We start from the raw sequence: 21,786 nt of genomic DNA on the forward strand, positions 1-21,786 counted from the left end.
CGCTGGTAAAGACACATGCCGTGAAGATTTCTTAGGTGAAACCCAGAAAGAACCGTAGAAATTCCATCAGGTTCAGTTGTTCACCCCCGGCCGGGATTTTCCGAACCCGACGCGTGAGTTTTGAAGTTGCGCTAAACTGGCTGTTCGACTCGAATGGATCGCAAATTGCTACCTCGATCTGTTTACTCTCCCTCCGGGGCGGGCGGGCGAAATCCAATAGCGGAACTTCAAAACTGACGGGTCGGGTTGCGATATTGCTGACCCATTTATTCCGCGTCGGTCCCCAGGGCGTTGCCCAGGCTGTGTCCCAGTTGACCGCCCAGGGCGCCTCCGATACTGCGGAGTGGATGCTGCAGCTTGTCGCGAATCGAATCCGCTTCGCGCTCGATCTCCCTGACGATGGTTTCGGCTTCCGCCTTGACTTGCTGAACTTCTCCTTTGATCCGCTCAGCCTCGTTGCCGATTTTCCAAACCACGGCCACTAAAATGATCAACGCCACTGTCATCACCGATGTGATCCCAAGGATGCAGTACTTGATCACTTCGATCGAGTCGGCCAGTTGCGTGACCTTGGCACGCTGTTGCTGGCGTTGCCGGCGAATGCGTCGACGCCGCCGACGGCGTGCTTTTTCGTCGCGCTCCTGCTCACGTTCCAACAACGTTGTGACGGCAACGGTCAATTCCCTAGTCGACATCGCCTTTGATTCGGATTCCATCGTTGCTTTTTCGTGTCAGTAATAAGGGGGGCACCGGATCTTGGACCGTTCCATCGACGCGTTCATCGGTGCGATCGCTCACTGAAGCGGTGCAAACAACCGACAAATCCGGACGGCCAATCGAAAGGGAAAGGATCGCTTGGTGTACTCCTCGGGCGTCGCTCGCTTGCTGACGGCAAAATCAGCGAGCAGCATTTTCTCCACCTCACCGGCAAATCGCTCTCCATAGATCAACATTGTAATCTCGAAATTCAGCCGCATCGAACGATTGTCCAGATTGGCGGTCCCAATCGACGACAGGTGTTTGTCGATCAGAGCCACCTTTTGATGCAGGAACCCTGGCTGGTAACGATAGATTTTGACACCCGCGTCCTCCGCCTCTTGCAGGTACGAAATACTGGACAGATAGACGTGCAGGGCGTCTGGATTCTGGGGGATTAAAATCCGTACATCCACGCCACGCAAAGCCGCCAATTGCAAGGCCGACATGAGCTGTTCGTCGGGAACAAAGTAGGGGCTGACAATCCAGATCCGGTCTTGGGCGGAGTTGATTCCGTGCAAAAACATCAGCGTCCCGGTCTCCAGCTTGTCCGCCGGCCCCGAAGGCACGCAGGCAGCCGCCAAATCACCATCGGCAGCCGTCTCGATCTCCCAATCCAAATCTGGCAATTCGCGTTTGGCCCAATACCAGTCCTCGACAAACGAGACCTGGACACTCTTTACGACCGGTCCACGAAGCTGGACATGGGTATCACGCCAGGGGCTCAGCTTGGGATCCAGGCCCAAGTAGTCGTCGCCGACGTTGTGACCGCCCACGAACGCAACGCTGCCATCGACAACCACCACCTTGCGATGGTTGCGGAAATTGACTCGAAACCGATTCCCCTTTCCTTGCGTCGTGTTGAACGGCGCGATTTCAACACCGGCTGCCCGCAGTTCTTCGCAATAGGCAGCACTTAAATCCTTACTTCCCAGTTCATCATATAGCGCGTACACCGAAACCCCCTCGGCGACTTTCCGCAGCATCATCTCCTTGAACCGCTGACCCAGGCCATCGTCTCGGAGGATATAGAATTGAAACAAGATGTACCGTTTGGCCTGTTCCATCGCATCCAAGATTGCATCAAAGGTCTGCTCGCCGTCGACCAGTAGTTTGGCGGCATTGCCAGTCGTGATCGGCAGCTGACTCAGGTTTTCAAGCAGCGCGATATGGCTTGCCATCCGTGGCGAATCAGGTGTGACAGCCACCGCTCGCAACGCGGCAGCAGCGCGTCTGGCGACACCACTGTTGGTGACCTGCTCATTTCGCCGAAGCAGGTCATACCCGTCAAACTTCGACTGACCGAACACCCAATACGCTGGCACGGCCAGGTAGGGAAACGTATTCAAACAAACCGCCCAGGCGATCGCTCCCTGCGACGTCCGTGTCGACATCACCGCTCGTATCGATGTGACGACCCCCAACAGATGCATCACAATGATGAACGTCGGCAACATGCTTATCTCTGCAGAAGGATTGAATTGAATTCCAGAGTGGGCCCCGGTCAAAACCCCCGCCATGATCGGTCGACCAGCAGTGATTGCCCCTGATGGCAGATGACATCAACGTCATGAACAAAGTAGAATGGTCCAGGCATTGCTGACGAAACCATTCTAAACGGTCTGGCCCTGGCAAGCGATCCAGATCGATTCTCAAATCCGATCGCTGCGCGCTCTGTGCTGCCTTGCCCCTGTGCTGCCGCCCTGAGTCCTGTTGTGATCCGAAGATGCTTGAAATTTTAAACCAGTACCGTGAACCACTGGTTTGGCTGGCATCGATTTCTGCGATCGGCATGATCCTGGCCATCGTGCTGCTGCCCGTTGTATTTGTCAAAATGCCGGCAGACTACTTCACCCGCCGCACCGACACGCCTGCAGAGCAGGGAAAATCACGCCCCTGGCTAATAGGGTGCCTGTGGTTTTTGCGAAATCTGATCGGTGCTCTACTCGTCCTAGCCGGCGTCTTGATGCTGGTCTTGCCCGGCCAGGGACTGCTCACGATTTTTGCCGGTCTGATGCTGACGACCTTTCCGGGGAAGCGGCGTTTTGAAATCATGATTTTGAAACGACCAATCATTCGCAAATCGATCAATCGAATTCGCAATCGATATGGCAAGCAACCCTTGCAGTTGCCAGCGCCTGGTCAAAGCAATCGCTAGACTGTCTGCGACGACGCAGCTTACACATTGAAGGAACTGGAGCGGCAGAAATGGATGCACCTGATCCGATGGGCGAATTAGACATCGCAGACTTCCAAGGGATTGCCGTTTGTGCGGGCCTGGGTGATCCAGAACTTGCCGAATTGGTTGCCGCATGCAGCCTTCACCAAACCGCGACCGCATGGACCCCCGTGGTGGTTGGAACCGACTTGCGTTTTGCCCTCTGCTTTGTGATCGAGGGGCGAGCCCGACTGGTTCGTCGCAGCGAACCGGTCGCCCCAAACGAGGATGCCATCCTCAGCGAACTTGTCGCCGGTGATGCGTTTGCCTATTCAGCGGAATTGATGCAGCGTTTCGGTCGTCGCGTCGAGCTACAGGCTGATCAGCACGCGCGTCTGGCGATCGTCCAGGACGATGCAGCGATGCAATTATTGGCATCATTGCCAATGCTGCATGAAAACCTATTGAACGCATCGCGACTGCAAATCGAGCGGCGGTACTATCAAGTCGTCGGAGACGATTTTCACTGGCTAGGCCTTCCCTTGCTGCTGAGTGACCCGCATTTGGATTACCCACAATCCGTCTCGCGCGACGTCCCTGCCGACAAACTCGCATCCGATACCAACACCGGTTCAAAAAACCATTCGCTTGGCAGCACAGCAAGCACCAGCCGGTCTGTCGCCGGCGATGGCGTGACCGGCAACCGAAACACCAAACAGCCACTCCGGATTGGCATCGTCTCGACCACCCCGCGCTGCGGCTCAATCGGAACGGCAATGCGGGACGAGTTTCTGCAACGCGGCGAAGCCGTTTGCCTGGTCGACGCGAAAGCACTGCCCGACTCTGCCAGCGATGACCGGTCGGTCACGCCACCGGGACGAGTGCTGGTCGGCATCGACTGGTTTGACACCACGACCGAATCAACGCCCCAACGACTCGACGCGATCGAGCGCTGCGATCACGTGCTCTGGTGCTGTGACAACCAGCACCCCAATCCCACGATGGAGAAACTGCCCGACGAATTGGTCCGCCAAGATCGACGCTGGGCGTCCAAGATAACCTGCGTGCAATTGCTGGATCCAGGCCAACAACTGGGCCGCAAACAATGGTGCAGCCCGACACTTGAGCAACGCGACTTTCTGTGTCGAGTGACACCGCAGGGCAACCTAAACCGCAGCGACGTTCGACGGCTGACCCGTCATTTTCGCGCAACATCAACCGGACTGGCACTCGGCGGTGGCGGCGCAAGAGGGACCGCGCACTTGGGTGCGTTACGACTGTTTGATCGCTTCGAGATCGATTTCGATCGGATCAGTGGAACCAGTGTGGGAGCGATGATCGGAGTCGGGTATGCCGCCGGTCTGACGCCTGATTTTTTGATCGATACATTTTCGACTCGGCTCAAACCCCACGACATGCTCGATGCACTTCCGGGTGGCAGACGCCTGTTCCTGTTCGGAAGATTTCAAATGCGTGCCTGGGAAGCGATGCTGCGTGAATATTACCACGATTGGAGCTTTGAACAGCTGCCGGTTCCGTTCAGCATTGTCACGACCGATCTGGTATCCGGCCGCGCGGTCATTCGCGAGAGCGGGGACTTGGTCACCGCGATTCTGGAAAGCATCAACGTGCCTATTCTGGCGAAACCGATCTTGCGCGCCGGTCAGATGCTGGTCGACGGTGGCGTGGTCAACAATTTGCCAGCGAGCACTCTCAGGGACCGTGGTGCCAAAATTGTGGTCGGTGTTGACGTGACCAAAGAAATCCCAGAGCAATTCAACGGTGCCACTGAAACAACGCCGCTGGAGCAAATGGAGATGCCCAATCGTTTCGAAACGGCGTACCGCGTGATGGACATCGCGCGGTTTGCATCCTCGCAACTACAAATGTTGGCGGCCGATTTTGTGATCGAACCGGACACCCGAGACTATGACTTCGCCGACTTTGCCGAGGCGCGTTCCATTGCCAAGGTCGGCGAACTGGCAGCACAGAAGTTGCTGCCAGAAATACGTTCGACTTGGATCACCCTCTAAGACAACGAGAACACGCCTGCGGCGGCCTGCCCACGAGCTCCTTTCGGAAAGAGAGGGGATCAGCTCGATTCTTTGATTGCTTTACGCACGCGGTCAAAACCGGCAAGCATCTCCCCCGCAGCGAGCTGGAGCGCTGCGGCGACTTGCTCGGCAGAATACTCGGCCGCCTCTTTGACCGGACTCAGCTGCTGCTCCAGTTCAAACACTTTGTCGGAAAGACGCTCGTATTCCTGATTCGCCTCCATCCCGCCGAGATGGATCTTGAGCTTCAGTTCGTCACGTTGTCGCTTGAGTTCATCAACCGCCCCTTCGACAGAGCTTGTTGGATCGACCATTTCGGATTCCTCTTGCTGTAGATGCAGAAAAGCCCCGTCAGCCTGGCGTTTGCTATCGCTACATAATCCAGCCAACGTGTCGTCGGCCAGTGCCCAGGCGGGCGACCGCCGATTGTAGTGGAAAACGGAACCAATCGTTGTCGACCGCGGTTGATCCTAATTGGCGCAAAAGAGCCCAAGCGTCGCGTTCACCGTGCGGTCCCCAGGGGGCCGAGCAAACCAGCCAATAAACGAACCATTTTTTGCTGGATGTCGGCCCAGAACCGCAGGTTTTTCGAAACTTGCCGTTGGCCGAGACGTTAAAGCCTAGGAAACAGATTCCAGTGCGGAGTCTTGTTAGTCGGGATGAATCGCGTTTTCTTCTGTGGGAAATGGCCGGATGGATATGAACGGGAATCACTTGATCAAGACATCAATCTCCTCGCTGCGAGTGCTGGTCGCTTGCGGCGCGGCGCTGCTGGCGTTTTCCTGCACTGTTGGATGGTCCCAAACGGCAAAACTGGTGCCACGCCCACCGGCTGGGTACCTGTTCATTGACAGCGAATACATCGCGCCTCCCTACCAATTCAAATTCAGCGACGAAACGCTGACGATCAACGGTCGCGAATTCACCAAAGACTCGTTTGACCTGTCCCAATACGAAACCTCTGAACGAGACGGTCGAGGCGGCGAGGGTCGTGGATGGGAAGGCCGCGGATGGGACGGTCGTGGCTGGAATGAACGCGGCAGGGACGATCGCGACTGGGACGAACGTGGATCGCGAGGCCGCGGACGCATGACGCAGAGCGAGCGTGACGATTCACGATTCGGACGCAGTGGCGACGAACCGGAATTTCGCCGCGTCGGATACCCCGGGTTTCGCCGCCCGCAACGCACGCCGCTCGCCAGGCTGTGCGATGACATTGAAACCACCAGCTTTGGCACCGTGACGGTGCTCTACACCGGCGGCTCACCACTGTTCGTATCGCTCACACGCGAAGGCTACGACCTGCTGAAGACACTTAGCGGTCATCAAAGCGTCACGTCGATCAGCAACGACACATCATCCCAGATCCCCACTGAACTGCGCAATGACACCGACGTGGAAACCTGGAATCGCCTGGTCCACGAATTTCAACCCACCGAAAGCTTTCTCAGTCGAGCGACGACTGACCTGGAGCGACTGGAAAATGCTGCCGTCGATGGCGACCGCGTGATTTCAGCCGGCTACTGGATGAACAAGATTTCCTATCCGCTGACCGTGTTTGCGATGGTGGTCGTGGTACTGGGATTCGGACACCTGCTGTCGAACCGGCCCAACATCGAGAAAACGGCAGGCGACAACGAGCAAGACGATTGGCTGAAGCAACGCCGGGTGGTGGGCCAGTCACTGCTGATCGTCGGACTGCTGTCGGCAGTGGACCTGATCTGGACCATCGGGACCGCCAATGCGGGACTGATGCGTGAACTGAATCCACTGGGCAGCGGACTGATCGACCAACCCGTCCTGCTGTTCCTGTTCAAAACCGCGGTGACGACCATTTCGATCGCGATTCTGTACAGCCTGCATCGCCGCCCGGTCGCCCAAGTCGCCTCGTGGTGGTGCTGCCTGCTGTTGACACTGCTGACGGCCCGCTGGGTCGTGTTTCAGTCGATGTTCCTGTAGGCCCCTCAATCACTCGTGGCAGCAAACCGCCGCGAGCGAATCTAGCGCAAGAACAGCAAGGTTTTTAGCAAAACTTTTTTTCGGCGGCCGGCGAGGCCCCGCAGCACGCTCGACAGACCGGCGAGACAATACCGCAAGTCGTTACGGATGCTGCACTTGCGACGCCAATCCGGCCAACAGCACAATTCGGGCCAGTTTTTGATGCTTGGGCTTTCCTCCCGCGGCACCTTGTGATACTCTGCCGGATCGAGCCTAGGTCCCAGCCGTCCGTTTTCGTGTCGATGGCAGTCACGCTGTTTTGGCGAACGCGTTTTTCGCAACCGACTGTGTCTGTCCTGACTGTGCCGCCCATCGGCAGAGCCAGGTTTGCGCTATCGGTCTCGATTCATGTGCGTCTTACTTGCGTCGCATCGCAGGGGTGTTCTTGGTGCCCAGTCTCGCCCGTAACCGACCCAGTTCTTTCCCGCGACCGAATGTCCGCACCTCCGATTTGTCACGTCGATCGGAATACCGAACCTATCAGGGCACCGAGTTTGTCGCAGCATCAATGTTTGTAACAGTTCGGTCGATTCCAGCCCGATAGCCGTCCGAGATCACGGATCTCAAGTCCAGCAGGAGCTTTCTTTACCGATGGCAGTCACGTCCCAGCGTCGTCTTCAGCCCACGTCCATCCGTCACTTTGGTACCGATCAAGGGAGCTTCGAGCTGCCCGATCTGACCGCGTTGCAAACGGCTTCTTACAAGGAGTTTTTGCAGGAAGACGCGGCCCCAACGTCACGCGACGACCATGGGCTGGAAAGTGTCCTTCGCGAAATCTTTCCAATCGCCAGCTACGACGGCAACATCACGCTGGAGTACTTGCGCTACGAGCTTGGAAAGCCTCGCTATACCAGCCAAGAATGTCGTCAATTGCGACTGACCTACGGGCTGCCGTTGCGCATTTGGTTGCGACTGAATCGCGAAGAACCGCACGAGGAAGAGGTCTATCTGGGCGACATGCCGATCATGATGGGCGGCGGTGAATTCATCATCAACGGTGCCGAGCGCGTCGTCGTCAGCCAGTTGCACCGTTCACCCGGTGTGGACTTTGTTTGGGACACGGACACCACCACCGACCGCAAGCTGCCCTCCTGTCGGGTGATCCCCGAACGTGGCAGTTGGGTCGAGTTCAATGTCACCAAAAAGGACGCATTGACCGTTCGGATTGACCAGAGCGGTAAATTCGCAGCGACGACATTGCTGCGGGCGATGGACCCCAAGTTCTCGACCGATGCCGACATCCTGCAAGCGTTTTACCCGACCCGCACCGAAAAGCTTTCCAGCATCAAGAGTGCGGCGAAAATCGAAGGCAAAATCGCCGTCGACGATGTCGTGTACCCCAGCGGCAGCGAGCGCGCCGGTGAAATCATCATCGAAGCGGCTCACCGGATCACCAAAGAAATTGCGGAAACGATCTGTGTCGCCGAAGTGACCAGCATTCAGTGCATGGACGCGCCCAAGGTGCCGTTGATTTTCAACACCTTGATGGACGACAACACCGCCAGCCACGAAGAAGCGTTGCTGCGGATCTACCAGCGTCTGCGTCCGGGCAACCCGCCGCAACTGGAAAAAGCACGTGTCCTGTTCGAAGAAAAATTCTACGACGACAACCGCTATCGCCTGGGCAAGGTTGGCCGCTTCCGTCTGAACCGAAAACTCGGCTTGGGCGTCAGCGAATCGGTGATGACCCTGCGTCCAGACGACATCATCGAATCGATCCGCTACCTGATCGAACTGTTCGATCCCGATAGCACTGCCGAAATCGACGACATCGACCATCTCGGCAATCGTCGCCTGCGGACCATTGATGAATTGGCCTGCGAAGAACTTCGCAAGGGATTCTTGAAACTGCGTCGAACCGTGCAAGAGCGGATGAGCGTCAAAGATGCTCAAGACATGACGCCGCGATCGCTGATCAACCCGAAAAGCGTTTCCGCTGCGATCGATTACTTCTTCGGTCGCGGTGAACTGTCCCAGGTCGTTGACCAGACAAACCCGCTCAGCCAACTGACACACGAGCGACGCTTGTCCGCGCTCGGCCCAGGCGGTTTGAACCGAAAACGCGCCGGATTCGAAGTCCGTGACGTGCACATTTCGCACTACGGTCGGATCTGCCCGATTGAGACACCGGAAGGGACCAACATTGGTCTGATCAGCTCGCTGGCGATTTACGCCGGCGTCGATGATTACGGTTTCCTGATCACTCCCTATCGCTGTGTCAAAGAGGGCAAGGTCACCGAGGAAGTCGTTTGGTTGCGTGCCGACGAAGAAAACGAAGCCTATGTGGCGCCGGCTGACACCGCGGTCAAAGACGGCGAATTGGTACCCGGTCCCAACTTGATCGCTCGCGTCCGCAGTGACTTTAAAATTGTCCAACCCGGACAGGTCAACTACATGGACGTCGCGCCCAGCCAGATGGTCGGCGTCTCTGCCGGGCTGATTCCGTTCCTAGAGCATGACGATGCAAACCGCGCCTTGATGGGTTCGAACATGCAGCGTCAAGCGGTACCACTGTTGGTGGCCGAACCACCGATCGTCGGCACCGGGATGGAACGCGAAGTCGCCCGCAACAGCGCCATGGTCGTACGGGCACGCCGCGCCGGAAAAGTCACCTATGTGGACTCGTCGCGGATCGAAATCGGTAGCGATCATTACGAGCTGAAAAAATATCAGGGGCTGAACGAACGCACCTGCCAAAACCAAAAACCGCTGGTCCGACTCGGAGACGAAGTCAAGGAAAGTCAGATCATCGCTGACGGCGCCGCGACCCGAAACGGCGAACTGGCACTCGGCCGGAATGTGTTGGTCGGGTTCATGTCGTTCGACGGATTCAACTACGAAGACGCGATCATCATCAGCGAAGAATTGGTGCGGAACGACACCTACACGTCGATTCACATCGAAGACTTTGATGTTGAAATTCGCGAGACCAAACTGGGCCGCGAAGAATTCACCCGTGACATCCCCAATGTCAGCGAAAAAGCACTTCGCAACCTGGACGAAAGCGGCATTGTTCAAGTCGGTACCTATGTCAAACCGGGCGACATCCTGGTCGGCAAGGTCAGCCCGAAAAGCAAGACCGAACTGACGCCGGAAGAAAAACTGCTGCACGCGATTTTCGGCCGTGCCGGTGAAGACGTCAAAAATGACTCGCTAGAAGTTCCTTCGGGAATCGAAGGCATCGTCATCGACACCCACAAGTTCTCACGCCGGATGAGCTTGACCGAAGACGAGCGAAAGGAATTCGAGCGTGAATTGAAAGATGTCGAGGCATCTGGAAACGCGGAAATCGCCAGCACGTTTGAATCACTCGTCCGTGATTTGGAAGAGGCTGCGGGGACCAAGGTCAAAGATTCCACCGGCACCCCACTGGCCGACGGCCAAGACCCTAAATTCGTCGCCGAACGCGCCATCGCATTCCGACTGGACCACATTCTGGACCAAGTCAAAGGCGATGACAAAAAGGCAGCGGTCGAAAAGGTCTACAAGGCCCAGTGGTCCAACGTCGAACGAGCCATCGATCTGCGTGATCGCAAACTCAACAGCATGAAACGCGGTGATGAACTGCGTAGCGGCGTGTTGCAGATGGCTAAGATTTACATCGCCACCAAGCGTGTGATCAGCGTCGGTGACAAGATGGCCGGTCGTCACGGTAACAAAGGTGTGATCGCCAAGATCCTGCCGGTGGCTGACATGCCGTTCCTGCCCGATGGGACTCCCTTGCAAATCCTGCTCAACCCGCTGGGCGTTCCCAGTCGGATGAACGTGGGTCAGATTTTGGAAACTCACCTCGGGTGGGCCGGTGCCAAACTCGGGTTCCAATCGATCACGCCGGTCTTCAACGGTGCCAACGAGGAAGACATCAATGACGCTTTGGAAGAAGCCGATTTGCCACGTCACGGCAAGGTTCGTCTAAGTGACGGCCGAACCGGTGAACCGATGGAGCAAGAGACAACGGTCGGCTACATCTACATGCTGAAACTGCACCACTTGGTCGACGACAAGGTCCACGCTCGAAGCACCGGACCGTACTCGTTGATCACCCAGCAACCGCTGGGCGGTAAAGCCCGCTTCGGCGGCCAACGTTTCGGCGAGATGGAAGTCTGGGCTCTGGAGGCCTATGGCGCCGCTTATATCTTGCAAGAGTTGTTGACGGTCAAAAGCGACGATGTCGAAGGCCGTACCAAGATCTACGAATCAATGGTCAAGGGCGAGAACACCCTGGAAGCCGGCACGCCTGCCAGCTTCGACGTTCTGACCAACGAGATTCGTGGCTTGGCACTGAACATGCAACTCGAAAAAAGACCTATCTAGTTCTAGGGCCCTCTCTAGAAACCAGGGCATCGCCCGCTTGCATTAACAAGGACGGGGACGGTTAAACCCAGCACGGTTTTTCGTCCCCGATTTGCACCAAACGATTCGCGACGAACCTCTTGCATCACCGTCTGAATCGTTTCACTTTCGAACAACACCGCTCAGAGCGCTACGCTAACTGCTAAAGGCTTCCACATGTCGATTGGCGAAACCAGCAACTACGATCGCATTAACGATTATGCGTCGGTCCGAATTTCTTTGGCGCGACCGCAGGACATCAAGAGTTGGTCGTTTGGTGAAGTCAAAAAACCGGAAACGATCAATTACCGCACCTACCGTCCCGAAAAAGACGGTTTGTTCTGCGAACGCATTTTTGGACCTGAAAAGGACTGGGAATGCGCCTGTGGCAAGTACCGGGGGATGAAATACAAAGGCATGATCTGTGACCGCTGTGGCGTGAAAGTCACGCACAGTCGCGTTCGTCGAAAACGAATGGGTCACATCGATCTGGCCGCGCCGGTCGTTCACATCTGGTTCTTCAAAGCCATGCCCTCGCGTCTGGGCAACCTGTTGAGCATGAAGACCAGCTCGCTTGAAAAAGTGATCTACTTCCAGGACTACGTGGTCGTTGATCCCGGCCAAACCGATCTGGAACATCAGCAATTGCTGACCGAAGAAGAATTCCGTGCGGCCCGTCAACAGTACGGCCCGGGAACCTTCGAAGCCGACATGGGTGCCGAAGCGGTTCGCAAACTGTTGAACCAGTTGGACCTGGTCGAACTGTCCGATCGACTGCGGATCGAACTCGAGGAAACCGGCAGCAAGCAAAAGAAGAAAGACCTGACCAACCGGTTGAAGATCGTCGAATCGATCCGTGACAGCGACAACCGTCCCGAGTGGATGGTGCTGGACGTGATCCCGGTGATTCCTCCGGACCTGCGCCCGTTGGTCCTGCTGGACAGCGGCAACTTTGCCACCAGCGATTTGAATGACCTGTATCGCCGGATCATCAACCGCAACAACCGCTTGCGCAAGCTGGTCGACCTGAACGCGCCGGAAGTCATCATCCGCAACGAAAAACGGATGTTGCAACAATCCGTTGACGCGTTGTTTGACAACAATCGCTGCAAACGCCCGGTGCTCGGTTCGTCCAACCGACCCCTGAAATCTTTGACCGACATGATCAAAGGGAAACAGGGTCGTTTCCGTGAAAACCTTCTCGGCAAACGAGTCGATTATTCGGCGCGTTCGGTGATCGTGGTTGGACCGCGTTTGAAACTGCACCAGTGCGGTCTGCCAAAGAAGATCGCGTTGGAACTGTATCAACCGTTCATCATTCGCCGCTTGAAAGAACTCGGTCACGCCGACACGATCAAGTCCGCCAAGAAGATGCTCGAGCGCAAGGACGAAGAGGTTTGGGATATCCTGGAACAGGTCATCACCAACCACCCCGTGCTGCTCAACCGGGCACCCACGTTGCACCGGATGGGGATCCAGGCGTTTGAACCGACTTTGGTCGAAGGCAACGCGATCAACCTGCACCCGCTGGTTTGTAAAGGATTCAACGCTGACTTTGACGGCGACCAGATGGCCGTTCACTTGCCGCTTTCGATTGAAGCCCAAGTCGAAGCGCATACGTTGATGATGAGTACCAACAACGTGTTTGCCCCGTCCAACGGGAAACCGATCATGAGCCCTTCACAGGACATCGTGATGGGTTGTTACTACATGACTTGCGAGTTGCCCGATCGCAAGGGCGAAGGCATGACGTTTGCCGGCTATGACGAAGTCGAATTCGCCTATGCCCAAGGCATCGTTGACCTGCACGCACGAATCAAGATGCGTCTGCCGCGCCACCAACGTCTGAAGAACGAAGACGAAAATTCCAAGTACGGCGCGATCATCGAAACCACACCTGGTCGCGTTCGCTTCAACGAAATGCTGCCCGACGGGATGGATTTCTACAACCGCGCGATGCGCAGTGGTGATTTGGCCCTCGCGATCAGTGACTGTTACCAACGCCTCGGTCGTCGTCCGACGATTCACTTGTTGGATGACATGATGCAGATGGGCTTCCGCGAATCGACCCGTAGCGGCCTGTCGTTCGCCACCGACGACTTGGTGACTCCCGATTCGAAAGTCGGCTTCATCAAAGAAGCTGAAAAGGAAGTCATGCGTCTGAAGAAAGCCTATGACCGTGGTCAGATGGCCGACGACGAACGATACAACATGGTATTGGACGAATGGACCAAGGCCCGCGAGTTGATCACCACCGACATGATGTCGGCCATGGAAAGCGACGTGCGAAAAGGCGGCTGGTACATTAACCCCGTCTTCTTGATGAGCCACTCCGGTGCACGGGGCGGTATCGCCCAGATTCGTCAGTTGGCCGGGATGCGTGGATTGATGGCCAAGCCGACCGGCGAGATCATCGAAACCCCGATTAAAGCCAACTTCCGCGAAGGCCTGTCGGTACTGGAATACTTCAGTTCCACCCACGGTGCTCGGAAAGGTCTGGCGGACACTGCTCTCAAGACCGCCGACAGTGGTTACCTGACACGTAAACTGGCCGACGTCGCACAGAACGTTGTGATCACGATGGACGATTGCCACACCACCCAGGGCATCACCAAGGGTGTTGTCTACCGTGGTGAAAAGGTCGAAGTCCGTTTGGCCGATTCGATCAACGGTCGCGTCAGTCGGAAATCGATCGTCAACCCGGTCACCGACGAAGTCGTGGTCGGTGAAAGCGAGATGATCACTCCCGAAATCGCTCGCAAGATCGAGCAGATGGGTCTGGAAAAACTGCAAGTCCGTTCGCCGATGACCTGCGACGCACCGTTGGGTGTTTGCCGCCGCTGCTACGGCATGGACATGTCCACCGGGGCCATGGTCGAAGAGGGCATGGCCGTCGGTATCATCGCCGCCCAGTCGATCGGTGAACCCGGTACTCAGCTGACCATGCGTACCTTCCACATCGGTGGTTCGGTTAGCAAGGCGATGCAAGAATCGGACATCAAGAGCAAGAAGGCCGGTGAAGTCCGGCTGACCCGAATCCGTGCGGTGGAAAACGCCGAGGGACGCAAGGTCGTTCTGACACGTAACGGTGAAATCGCACTGGTTGATGATCGTGGACGTGAATTCGAAAGCTATCCGATCCCAACCGGATCGATGCTGATGGTCGAAGACGGCCAGAAAGTGAAGCCGGGCGAAACGCTATGCGAATGGAACCCCTACTCGGTGCCGATTCTGTCGGAAGTCTCCGGTAAAGTTCGCTTCGAGGACATCGTCGAAGGCGAAACCGTCCGTAGCGAAAAAGAGGCCAGCGGCAAAATGCGAATGGTCGTTGTCGATCACAAGGGCGACCTGCACCCGCAGATCGTCGTCGAAGACAACACCGGCAAAGCATTGAACGTTCAGTTCCTGCCGGAAAAAGCGACCATCTCGGTGGTCGACGGTCAAGACATCGTGCCCGGGAACGTGCTCGCGGAAATGCCGCGTGACAGCGGTGGTGTTTCGGACATCACCGGTGGTCTGCCACGGGTCACCGAGATCTTCGAAGCTCGTAAGCCCAAGGATCCGGCGATCATTGCCGAGGTCGATGGCGAAGTCGAAATCATGCCCGAAAAGAAACGTGGCAAGACGACCGTTGTTGTCCGCAGCGAATCGGGTATCGAACGCGAACACATGATCCCAACCGGCAAGCACTTCTTGGTGCACACCGGCGACATGGTCAAAGCGGGTCAGTCGATCGTCGACGGCCCCTTGGTTCCCCACGACATCCTGCGTGTCTCCGGCGAAGAAGCGGTTCAGCAGTATCTGTTGCATGAAATTCAACAGGTCTATCAATCGCAGAAGGTGGAGATCAATGACAAGCACTGTGAAATCATCATCGCTCGCATGCTGCGAAAGGTGAAAGTCGAATCGCCTGGTGACACCAGCCTGTTGCCCGGATTGGTGATCGACCGATTCCAGTTCCGTCATGCCAACCAGGAACTGGCCAAGTGCATCAAAGTCGCCGGTGCCGGTGACGGCGATTACACCGAAGGCACGATCATCCCCAAAGAGTTGTTCGAAGAGACCAACGCCAAAATCGAAGCCGAAGGCGGCACCCCGATGAAAGGCAAACGGCCAAAGAAGGCGACCGCCAGCACCCAGTTGCTGGGGATCACCAAAGCGGCCGTCCAGTCCAACTCGTTCATCTCGGCGGCATCGTTCCAAGAAACCACCAAAGTACTGACCGAAGCCGCGTTGGCGGGCAAGGTCGACAAACTGGTCGGACTGAAAGAGAACGTGATTCTGGGGCACCTGATCCCAGCTGGTACCGGTTTCCGCCTGTTCCAAGAGTCCGAGGTGAATTATCGCCGTGAAGCGCTGGAGGAATTGGCCACCCAACCGGTCCAGAGCCTCGAAGAGAGCTTCCCGCTGTTGGATGCCGGTGATGAAGTGATGGGTGACGATGGCCCCATCAGCACCGATCAGCCCGAATCCGCATCAACTGCGGAAACCGAGCCGCCCGTTGTCGACGGCGATAGCGAAGCAGTGATCGGCGAATAAGAATCAAGCATCGTTTCGGTGGCGGTGTCGCAGCTTGCAACCGCCACCAAACGATGACCTGTGCCACGCGCCGATGAAGTTCAATCGCCAGCTACTGATCACACTTTGCAAGATTGCGATCCCGCTGGGGATCATCGTCTTTCTGCTCTATCGTATCGAGCCGGCACAGTGGGACGAACTGGCCCAGCATCCCAAGAACTATCCGTTGTTGGTTGCCGCCATGCTGGTCGCGATCACTTCGATCAGTCTGTCGTTTGCGCGATGGTGGTTGCTGGTCCGCTGCCAGGGCATCGAACTGTCATTGCTGGAAGCGTTTCGATTGGGTTCGATCTGCTATCTACTGAACTTCGTTTCCGCCGGTAGCGTCGGCGGCGATCTGTTCAAAGCCATCTTTCTGGCCAAACGCCGCCCGGGACGCCGCGTTCAAGCCGTAGCGTCGGTCTTGGTCGATCGCGGCGTCGGACTCTACGGCTTACTGCTCATCGTCTCCGCAGCCTTCCTGTTCCATCGCAGCGATGATCCGTTCAGCTTGGCCGGCGAGGACATGCGGCAACTCAAGATTGGTACAGCGGTTCTGGTCGGCCTGGGCACCACGGTGTTGGCCGTGTTGATCTTCGGTGGAAACTTTGTCGATCGATTGGTGCAGCGATTGGGCAAGCTGCCGGTGATTGGCAATCTCGTCCTGCGAATTGGTCCCCCGCTGCGGATGTTCCACAATCACCCGATCGCCTTCGGAGTTGCAGTCCTGATGAGCATCGCGGTGCATGGGCTGCTGACGATCAGTTTGTATCTGATTGCGCGCAGCCTCTATCCGTCGGTGCCAACGCTTGCCGAACACGTGATCATCGTGCCGATCGGAATGTTGGCGTCGGCACTGCCACTGACGCCGGCCGGCATCGGTGTGTTCGAAGCCGCCATCGACTGGCTGTACAAGATCATCCCCGCCCAATCGACCAACGCATCGGGCACACTGGTCGCACTCGTGTTCGAGATGGTCAAAGTCTTGATCGCAATCCTCGGCACCGTGTTCTACTGGACCGCCAGTGCCGAAGTCAAAGAAAGCCTGCAAGAAGCCGAGCAAAGCGAGCCGCCCCAGCACGCTGACGCATAAACGGAGGTGGCGCTGGTGTGGAGGATTTATCCGACCCGGTCACTACTTCAGCACCTACAAAAAGCAGTCGGATAAATCCTCCACACCAACCTCCAAACCGTTGGAATTCAACCTTTAGGTTGTTCCACATCCGCTCTGACCAACACCGACACGCTAAAGCGTGAACTCCAACGGATGCTCGACCAAGGGGCGCTGGTGTGGACGATTTATCCGACCCGGTCACTACTTCAGCACCTACAAAAAGCAGTCGGATAAATCCTCCACACCAACCTCCAAACCGTTGGAGTTCAACCTTTAGGTTGTTCCACATCCGCTCTGACCAACACCGACACGCTAAAGCGTGAACTCCAACGGATGCTCAACCAAGTGGCGCTGGTGTGGAGGATTTATCCGACCCCGTCAATACTTCAGCACCCGCAAAAAGCAATCGGATAAATCCTCCACACCAACATCCAAACCGTTGGAGTTCAACCTTTAGGTTGTTCTGAAAATCCCGTCACGGTCATTTGCCGATGGAGTCGGCGAGTTGTTCGGCGCCGTAGATCGTTCGCAGCGCGTGCAGGATGCCAACGCCTGACACACAGACCGCACGTGCCTGTTGATCGGTGTACAGGTAGTCGCTGGTCAGGCTTTGAATATTGCCGTCAAAGATCAATCCGACCAATTCGCCGTCGCGATTGACGACTGGTGAACCGCTGTTGCCGCCGATGATGTCGGCGGTGCAGACAAAATTCAATTGCGTCTGCAAATCCAATTGGTCCTTGGCCTGGTTCCACGACGCTGGCAAATCAAAATCGGTTTGCCCGGCATGCTGCGACTCGTGCTGGAACGCGCCGGCAAAGTTGGTGGTGGGTTCGATTTCTTGAGCATCTTGTGTGTAGCCGATGACAGTCCCAAACGCCAATCGCAGGGTGAACGTGGCATCTGGGTAACCGGAATCACCTTGCAGCTGGCTGACCGCTTCGGTGATCAACGAATACGCTTGTCGTTCACGTTCGTCGAGTTCTTCGTTGATCTTTCGCAGCCGGCGGTACTCAGGCTCCAATTCACGCACCAGCCCAATCAGCGAGTCGGTGGACTGGTCAATCGCTTGACGATCACCGTCCAGATAGGCTTGTCGCACAGAAATTTGTTCCAGTTCGGTACCCTCGATCAACTCGGCGGCACGTTCTCGGGGCCCTTTGCCGGCCAACACCATTTGCACCAACGGGTCATCGCCCCCGCGTTGTTCGACCAGACGACCGATTTCGTCGGCCAGTTTGACGCGTTCCAAATCCGGGTAGATCGGCGCCTCGCTCAGCAGATCTTGAAGCAGTGATTCACGTCCTGATTCGGTGAACTCGCGCAGTCGTTGGCCGTTGGGTTTTTCATCCTCAGCGGCGCGCAGCACCAACGTCATCGCGATCTCGAACAATCGCGAACGCAAACTGACGGTGTCCCCAAGCATTTGCTTCTTTTCCAACTGTACCGCAGCGATCTCGGTGAATGCATTGGCCACTTCGCTTAGTTCCGGGTCGGCGTTGATCGCTGCCAACAGGTTTGATTCACGCTGTTGTTTGGTGGCAATCGTTTTCGGATCTTGCAATCCGGCCAACATCCCGGTGTAGGCTTTGCGTCCGTTTTGCACGCCGAACAGTTCGTCGCGTGCGCGGCGGGTGTCTTCGGCGCCGCCGAGCCCAAACTGCTGCAACATCACTTCTTTGCGACGCAGAAAATCCAACACATAGGGCAGGCGACTGTCTCGCAGAAACTTCAGCGCGTCGACGGTGAAAATTCGCTGCGTGCGCCCCGGATTCCCACTGACGAAAACCAGTTCGCCATCATGGACGCCTTGCGTGTCCCAGCGCAGAAAGTTTTTCAACTGGGCGGGCTTGCCGTCTTCGTAAACACGCATGATGGTGGCATCGAGACAATACCGCGGGTATTCAAAATTGTCGGCATCGCCGCCGAAGAATGCGGCCGCGGTCTCGGGCGCCCAAACCAGCCGGACATCGGTGTATTTTTTGTATTGATACAGGTGATACTGTGAACCACCAAACAGCGTGACCACATCGCTGCGAAGACCTGTTTCGTCCGTCGACTCTTTTTCTATCTCGGCGATCACCGCGCGGCGTTGACTGGCGGCATCAGCGACCGATGCGTCGGCATCCACCGCTGCGACCACGCGCTGCGTCACATCATCGATAGCAACCAGTTGGTTCAGTTCCAAATCGGGCGTCTTGAGTTCTTGATCGATCGATTTGGCTAAGAAACCATCGTCGATCAAGTTGCGTTCTTCCGAGCTGAGCTTATGCAGCGTGTCGCTGGCGACATGATGATTGGTCAGCACCAAACCGTCACTGGAGATAAACGACCCCGATCCGCCACTATTGAACCGAACCGATGACAACCGCAACGCATCTGCCCAGGCCTGGGAGGGCTGGAAATCGTGCCGGGACTGCAACAGTTCAGTCGGCAGTTCATTGAACAGATACATGCCCTCGTCACCGGAGGTTTCCGAGACGCCGGCAAACGGGGCAGTCAACAGTGTCATAACAATCAGAGCAACAGAGTATCGTTTTCGCATGGCTTGGCCGCCGATCGGGGAGTGGTGAGTCAGCGGGACGGCAGCGCCATCAGGCGGTGACTTCCCAACCAGCACGATACTGTTTTTGAATCAGCGCGTCAGCTTCGGGGCAATTGGTCGCACGTAGATTTTCGGCGTCCCACTGCAACGTCTGGCCGGTTCGAAATGCCACGTTGCCCAACAGCACCGATTCGGTCAACGCCCCGGAATAATCAAAGTTACAAGTCGTCGGCTGGCCGGTCTTACAGGCTTCGATCCATTCACGGTGGTGGCCGATCGAATCTGGAATCGTCGGCTGGGGTGGTTTGAAATCGGCGAACTCCGATTCAGGGTACAGTTTGTAGCTGCCGTAGTTGGCGAACAGGTTCCCCTCGCTGCCGATGAACATCACGCCGCTGCCGGGCACCTTTTGGCCGGCCACTTCCTTGGGCACATGATCACCGTCATACCAAGTCATTTTGACGGGCACCATGTTGTCACGTGCGGGGAACTGGTAATTCACCATCAAACCCAATGGACAGGTTTCCGGGTTCACGTCCGGACCCGACGCGGAGATCGATGTCGGGTGACGCAGTTGTAGCGCCCAGAACGGTAGGTCCATGTAGTGGCAGCCCATGTCACCCAAGGTGCCTTGGCCGAAATCCCACCAACGTCGCCAGTTGGCCGGATGGTAGCGACCCGCTTTGTAAGGCCGCTCCGGTGCAGGTCCCAGCCACAGGTCCCAATCCAGATTGGCGGGGACCGGATCACCGGATTCCGGACGATCACCACCGCCCCATCCTTTGCCCACCCAGACATGGACTTCGGCGATATCGCCAATCGTTCCGGCTTGAACGATTTCGACAACACGACGGTAGTTGTCACCGGCGTGGATCTGAGTTCCCATTTGCGTCGCGACACCTTGTTCAGCGGCGGCTTGGGCGATCAGACGCGCCTCCTGTACGGTATGGGTCAGTGGTTTTTCACAATAGCAATGCAGCCCGGCGCGAATGGCTCGGATCGCAGCCGGTGCATGGTTGTGATCTGCGGTGGCGATCACGATTGCGTCCGCCTGCGGGGCTTCCTGGGCAATCATCTCGCGATAGTCGCGATAGGTTTTCGCGCTGGGGAAATCTGTCTTGGCTTTGTCCAAGAACTTGCTGTCGACATCGCACAAGCCGACGATGTTCTCTTGTTTGACACCTTGAATGTTGGCCGAGGCGCGATTCGCCGTACCGACACACAAAATCTTGAGTTGCTCATTGGCCGACAACGATTGAGCAGGGGCAAGTTGGCTGAACACACCGCCGGAAAGTGATGCGGTCGAAAGAGCGGCGGACGTTTTTAAGAACTGGCGTCTTGTCATGATCTCACGGATGGGTTGGAAAGGTGGGCGATTGAAAGCGAGGCGGGGGATGGATTTCGAAGTTGCGTTCTAGCGTCAGGCAATGGTTATTGGTAACCCGATGCGTGAGTTTTGAAGCCAGCGCGTTTGCGTGGGCATTGGTTTTTGGTAACCCGAAGCGTCAGCGAGGGATCCCGTTAACACCCTCAATCCCTCGCTCACGCGTCGGGTTGTGATGAAACGCGCGACTTCAAAAAACTCACGCGTTGCGTTTGGGATCAAATCACTGGCTTCAAAAAAGGTGGGAAGTGGGACAGACCGACAGAGAGAGTTTAAATGCTAGTGAAGTAGCGCTGTGGAGCAGGCATAAAAAAACGACACGCAAGAAGAACTTGCGCGCCGTTAAAGCGATTATCTGATCACAAGTCAAAGACTGAATCAGATCATTTCTTTCAGACCTTTGAGCGGACGAATGACAACTTTCTTGCTGGCCGGTTTTGGCTTCAACCAGATTTCGCTGCCGTCCGAAGGATTGCGTCCCTTGCGTTTTGGTTTTGCTTCCACATCCTTGCGCTGGATCTTACACAGACCCGGGATAGTGAATTGACCGGAGCCGCTGCGGCCCATTTCACGTGCGATCTCGTCGGTTAGTGCGTCGAAGACGGCCGCTACGTCCTTTTTGGACAATTCGGTCGACTCAGCGATGTTGGCGATGATCTGAGTTTTAGTAGGTGCTTTAGGCGGAACTTTAGCCATTTGCGAGAACCTTTTCTGATTGCTTATGCAGGAAGGGTTAGATGGGGAATTCCCCCATGCGAATCTGACGGGCCAAGTGTTATTCGTCGCCGAACATTGGTGCAACCCGGCATTGGTCAAAAAACCTAGTGTTTTGCGGGGTTTGCGGCGATTCTTGGTCACCCGAAAGGTAGCTTGTTTCGCCATGGGCGG

12 protein-coding genes are annotated in these 21,786 nt (G+C 56.4%); 6 read left to right on the forward strand and 6 right to left on the reverse strand.

All coding sequences use genetic code 11. The annotated features are described in order from the left end of the window. Window positions 1–266: 266 nt before the first annotated feature. Both NHH03_RS24685 and cls read right to left on the reverse strand, forming a co-directional pair. A complete protein-coding gene (locus NHH03_RS24685; protein ID WP_253160800.1) occupies window positions 267–716 on the reverse strand; it encodes a hypothetical protein in 450 nt (149 codons plus the stop codon). Window positions 717–794: 78 nt separating this feature from the next. Next, the gene (gene cls / locus NHH03_RS24690; RefSeq protein WP_253160802.1) at window positions 795–2,213 is read right to left on the reverse strand and encodes a cardiolipin synthase; all 1,419 of its coding nucleotides are present in this window, start codon (window positions 2,211–2,213) and stop codon (window positions 795–797) included. A gap of 269 nt (window positions 2,214–2,482) precedes the next feature. On the opposite strand from cls, the gene NHH03_RS24695 reads away from it, so the two are divergent. Both NHH03_RS24695 and NHH03_RS24700 read left to right on the forward strand, forming a co-directional pair. Beyond that, window positions 2,483–2,914 carry a PGPGW domain-containing protein gene (locus NHH03_RS24695; RefSeq protein ID WP_253160804.1) on the forward strand — a complete coding sequence of 144 codons (432 nt, stop codon included), beginning with the start codon at window positions 2,483–2,485 and terminating at the stop codon, window positions 2,912–2,914. A 50-nt stretch (window positions 2,915–2,964) separates the two neighbouring features. Beyond that, window positions 2,965–4,947: a patatin-like phospholipase family protein gene (locus NHH03_RS24700; protein ID WP_253160806.1), complete on the forward strand. Its 1,983-nt coding sequence runs from the start codon at window positions 2,965–2,967 to the stop codon at window positions 4,945–4,947. A gap of 59 nt (window positions 4,948–5,006) precedes the next feature. Here NHH03_RS24700 and NHH03_RS24705 read toward each other — a convergent pair whose 3' ends face one another. Then, on the reverse strand, window positions 5,007–5,282 hold the full coding sequence (locus NHH03_RS24705) for a hypothetical protein (protein ID WP_253160808.1): 276 nt from the start codon (window positions 5,280–5,282) through the stop codon (window positions 5,007–5,009). Between the two features lie 385 nt (window positions 5,283–5,667). Between NHH03_RS24705 and NHH03_RS24710 the strand changes: the two genes are divergently transcribed. The 4 genes from NHH03_RS24710 (at window position 5,668) to NHH03_RS24725 (ending at window position 16,948) form a co-directional block, all read left to right on the forward strand. Continuing rightward, on the forward strand, window positions 5,668–6,927 hold the full coding sequence (locus NHH03_RS24710; RefSeq protein WP_253160810.1) for a DUF5658 family protein: 1,260 nt from the start codon (window positions 5,668–5,670) through the stop codon (window positions 6,925–6,927). 630 nt (window positions 6,928–7,557) lie between these two features. Then, window positions 7,558–11,280 (forward strand): DNA-directed RNA polymerase subunit beta, encoded by a 3,723-nt coding sequence (gene rpoB, locus NHH03_RS24715; RefSeq protein ID WP_253160812.1) that lies wholly within the window; start codon window positions 7,558–7,560, stop codon window positions 11,278–11,280. A gap of 195 nt (window positions 11,281–11,475) precedes the next feature. Next, window positions 11,476–15,837, forward strand: a complete 4,362-nt coding sequence (gene rpoC, locus NHH03_RS24720) for a DNA-directed RNA polymerase subunit beta' (RefSeq protein WP_253160814.1) — start codon at window positions 11,476–11,478, stop codon at window positions 15,835–15,837. Window positions 15,838–15,910: 73 nt separating this feature from the next. Then, window positions 15,911–16,948, forward strand: coding sequence for a lysylphosphatidylglycerol synthase transmembrane domain-containing protein (locus NHH03_RS24725; protein WP_253160816.1), 1,038 nt, complete (start codon window positions 15,911–15,913; stop codon window positions 16,946–16,948). Between the two features lie 502 nt (window positions 16,949–17,450). Here NHH03_RS24725 and NHH03_RS24730 read toward each other — a convergent pair. The 3 genes from NHH03_RS24730 to NHH03_RS24740 form a co-directional block, all read right to left on the reverse strand. After that, entirely contained in the window at window positions 17,451–19,481 is a 2,031-nt protein-coding gene (locus NHH03_RS24730; RefSeq protein WP_390895627.1) for a S46 family peptidase, read from the reverse strand. Window positions 19,482–19,563: 82 nt separating this feature from the next. Next, a complete protein-coding gene (locus NHH03_RS24735) occupies window positions 19,564–20,859 on the reverse strand; it encodes a Gfo/Idh/MocA family oxidoreductase (protein WP_253160820.1) in 1,296 nt (431 codons plus the stop codon). 417 nt (window positions 20,860–21,276) lie between these two features. Beyond that, a complete protein-coding gene (locus NHH03_RS24740; RefSeq protein ID WP_253160822.1) occupies window positions 21,277–21,594 on the reverse strand; it encodes an HU family DNA-binding protein in 318 nt (105 codons plus the stop codon). Window positions 21,595–21,786 lie beyond the last annotated feature (192 nt).

Source organism: Stieleria tagensis (genome assembly GCF_024129865.1).
GTDB lineage: Bacteria > Planctomycetota > Planctomycetia > Pirellulales > Pirellulaceae > Stieleria > Stieleria tagensis.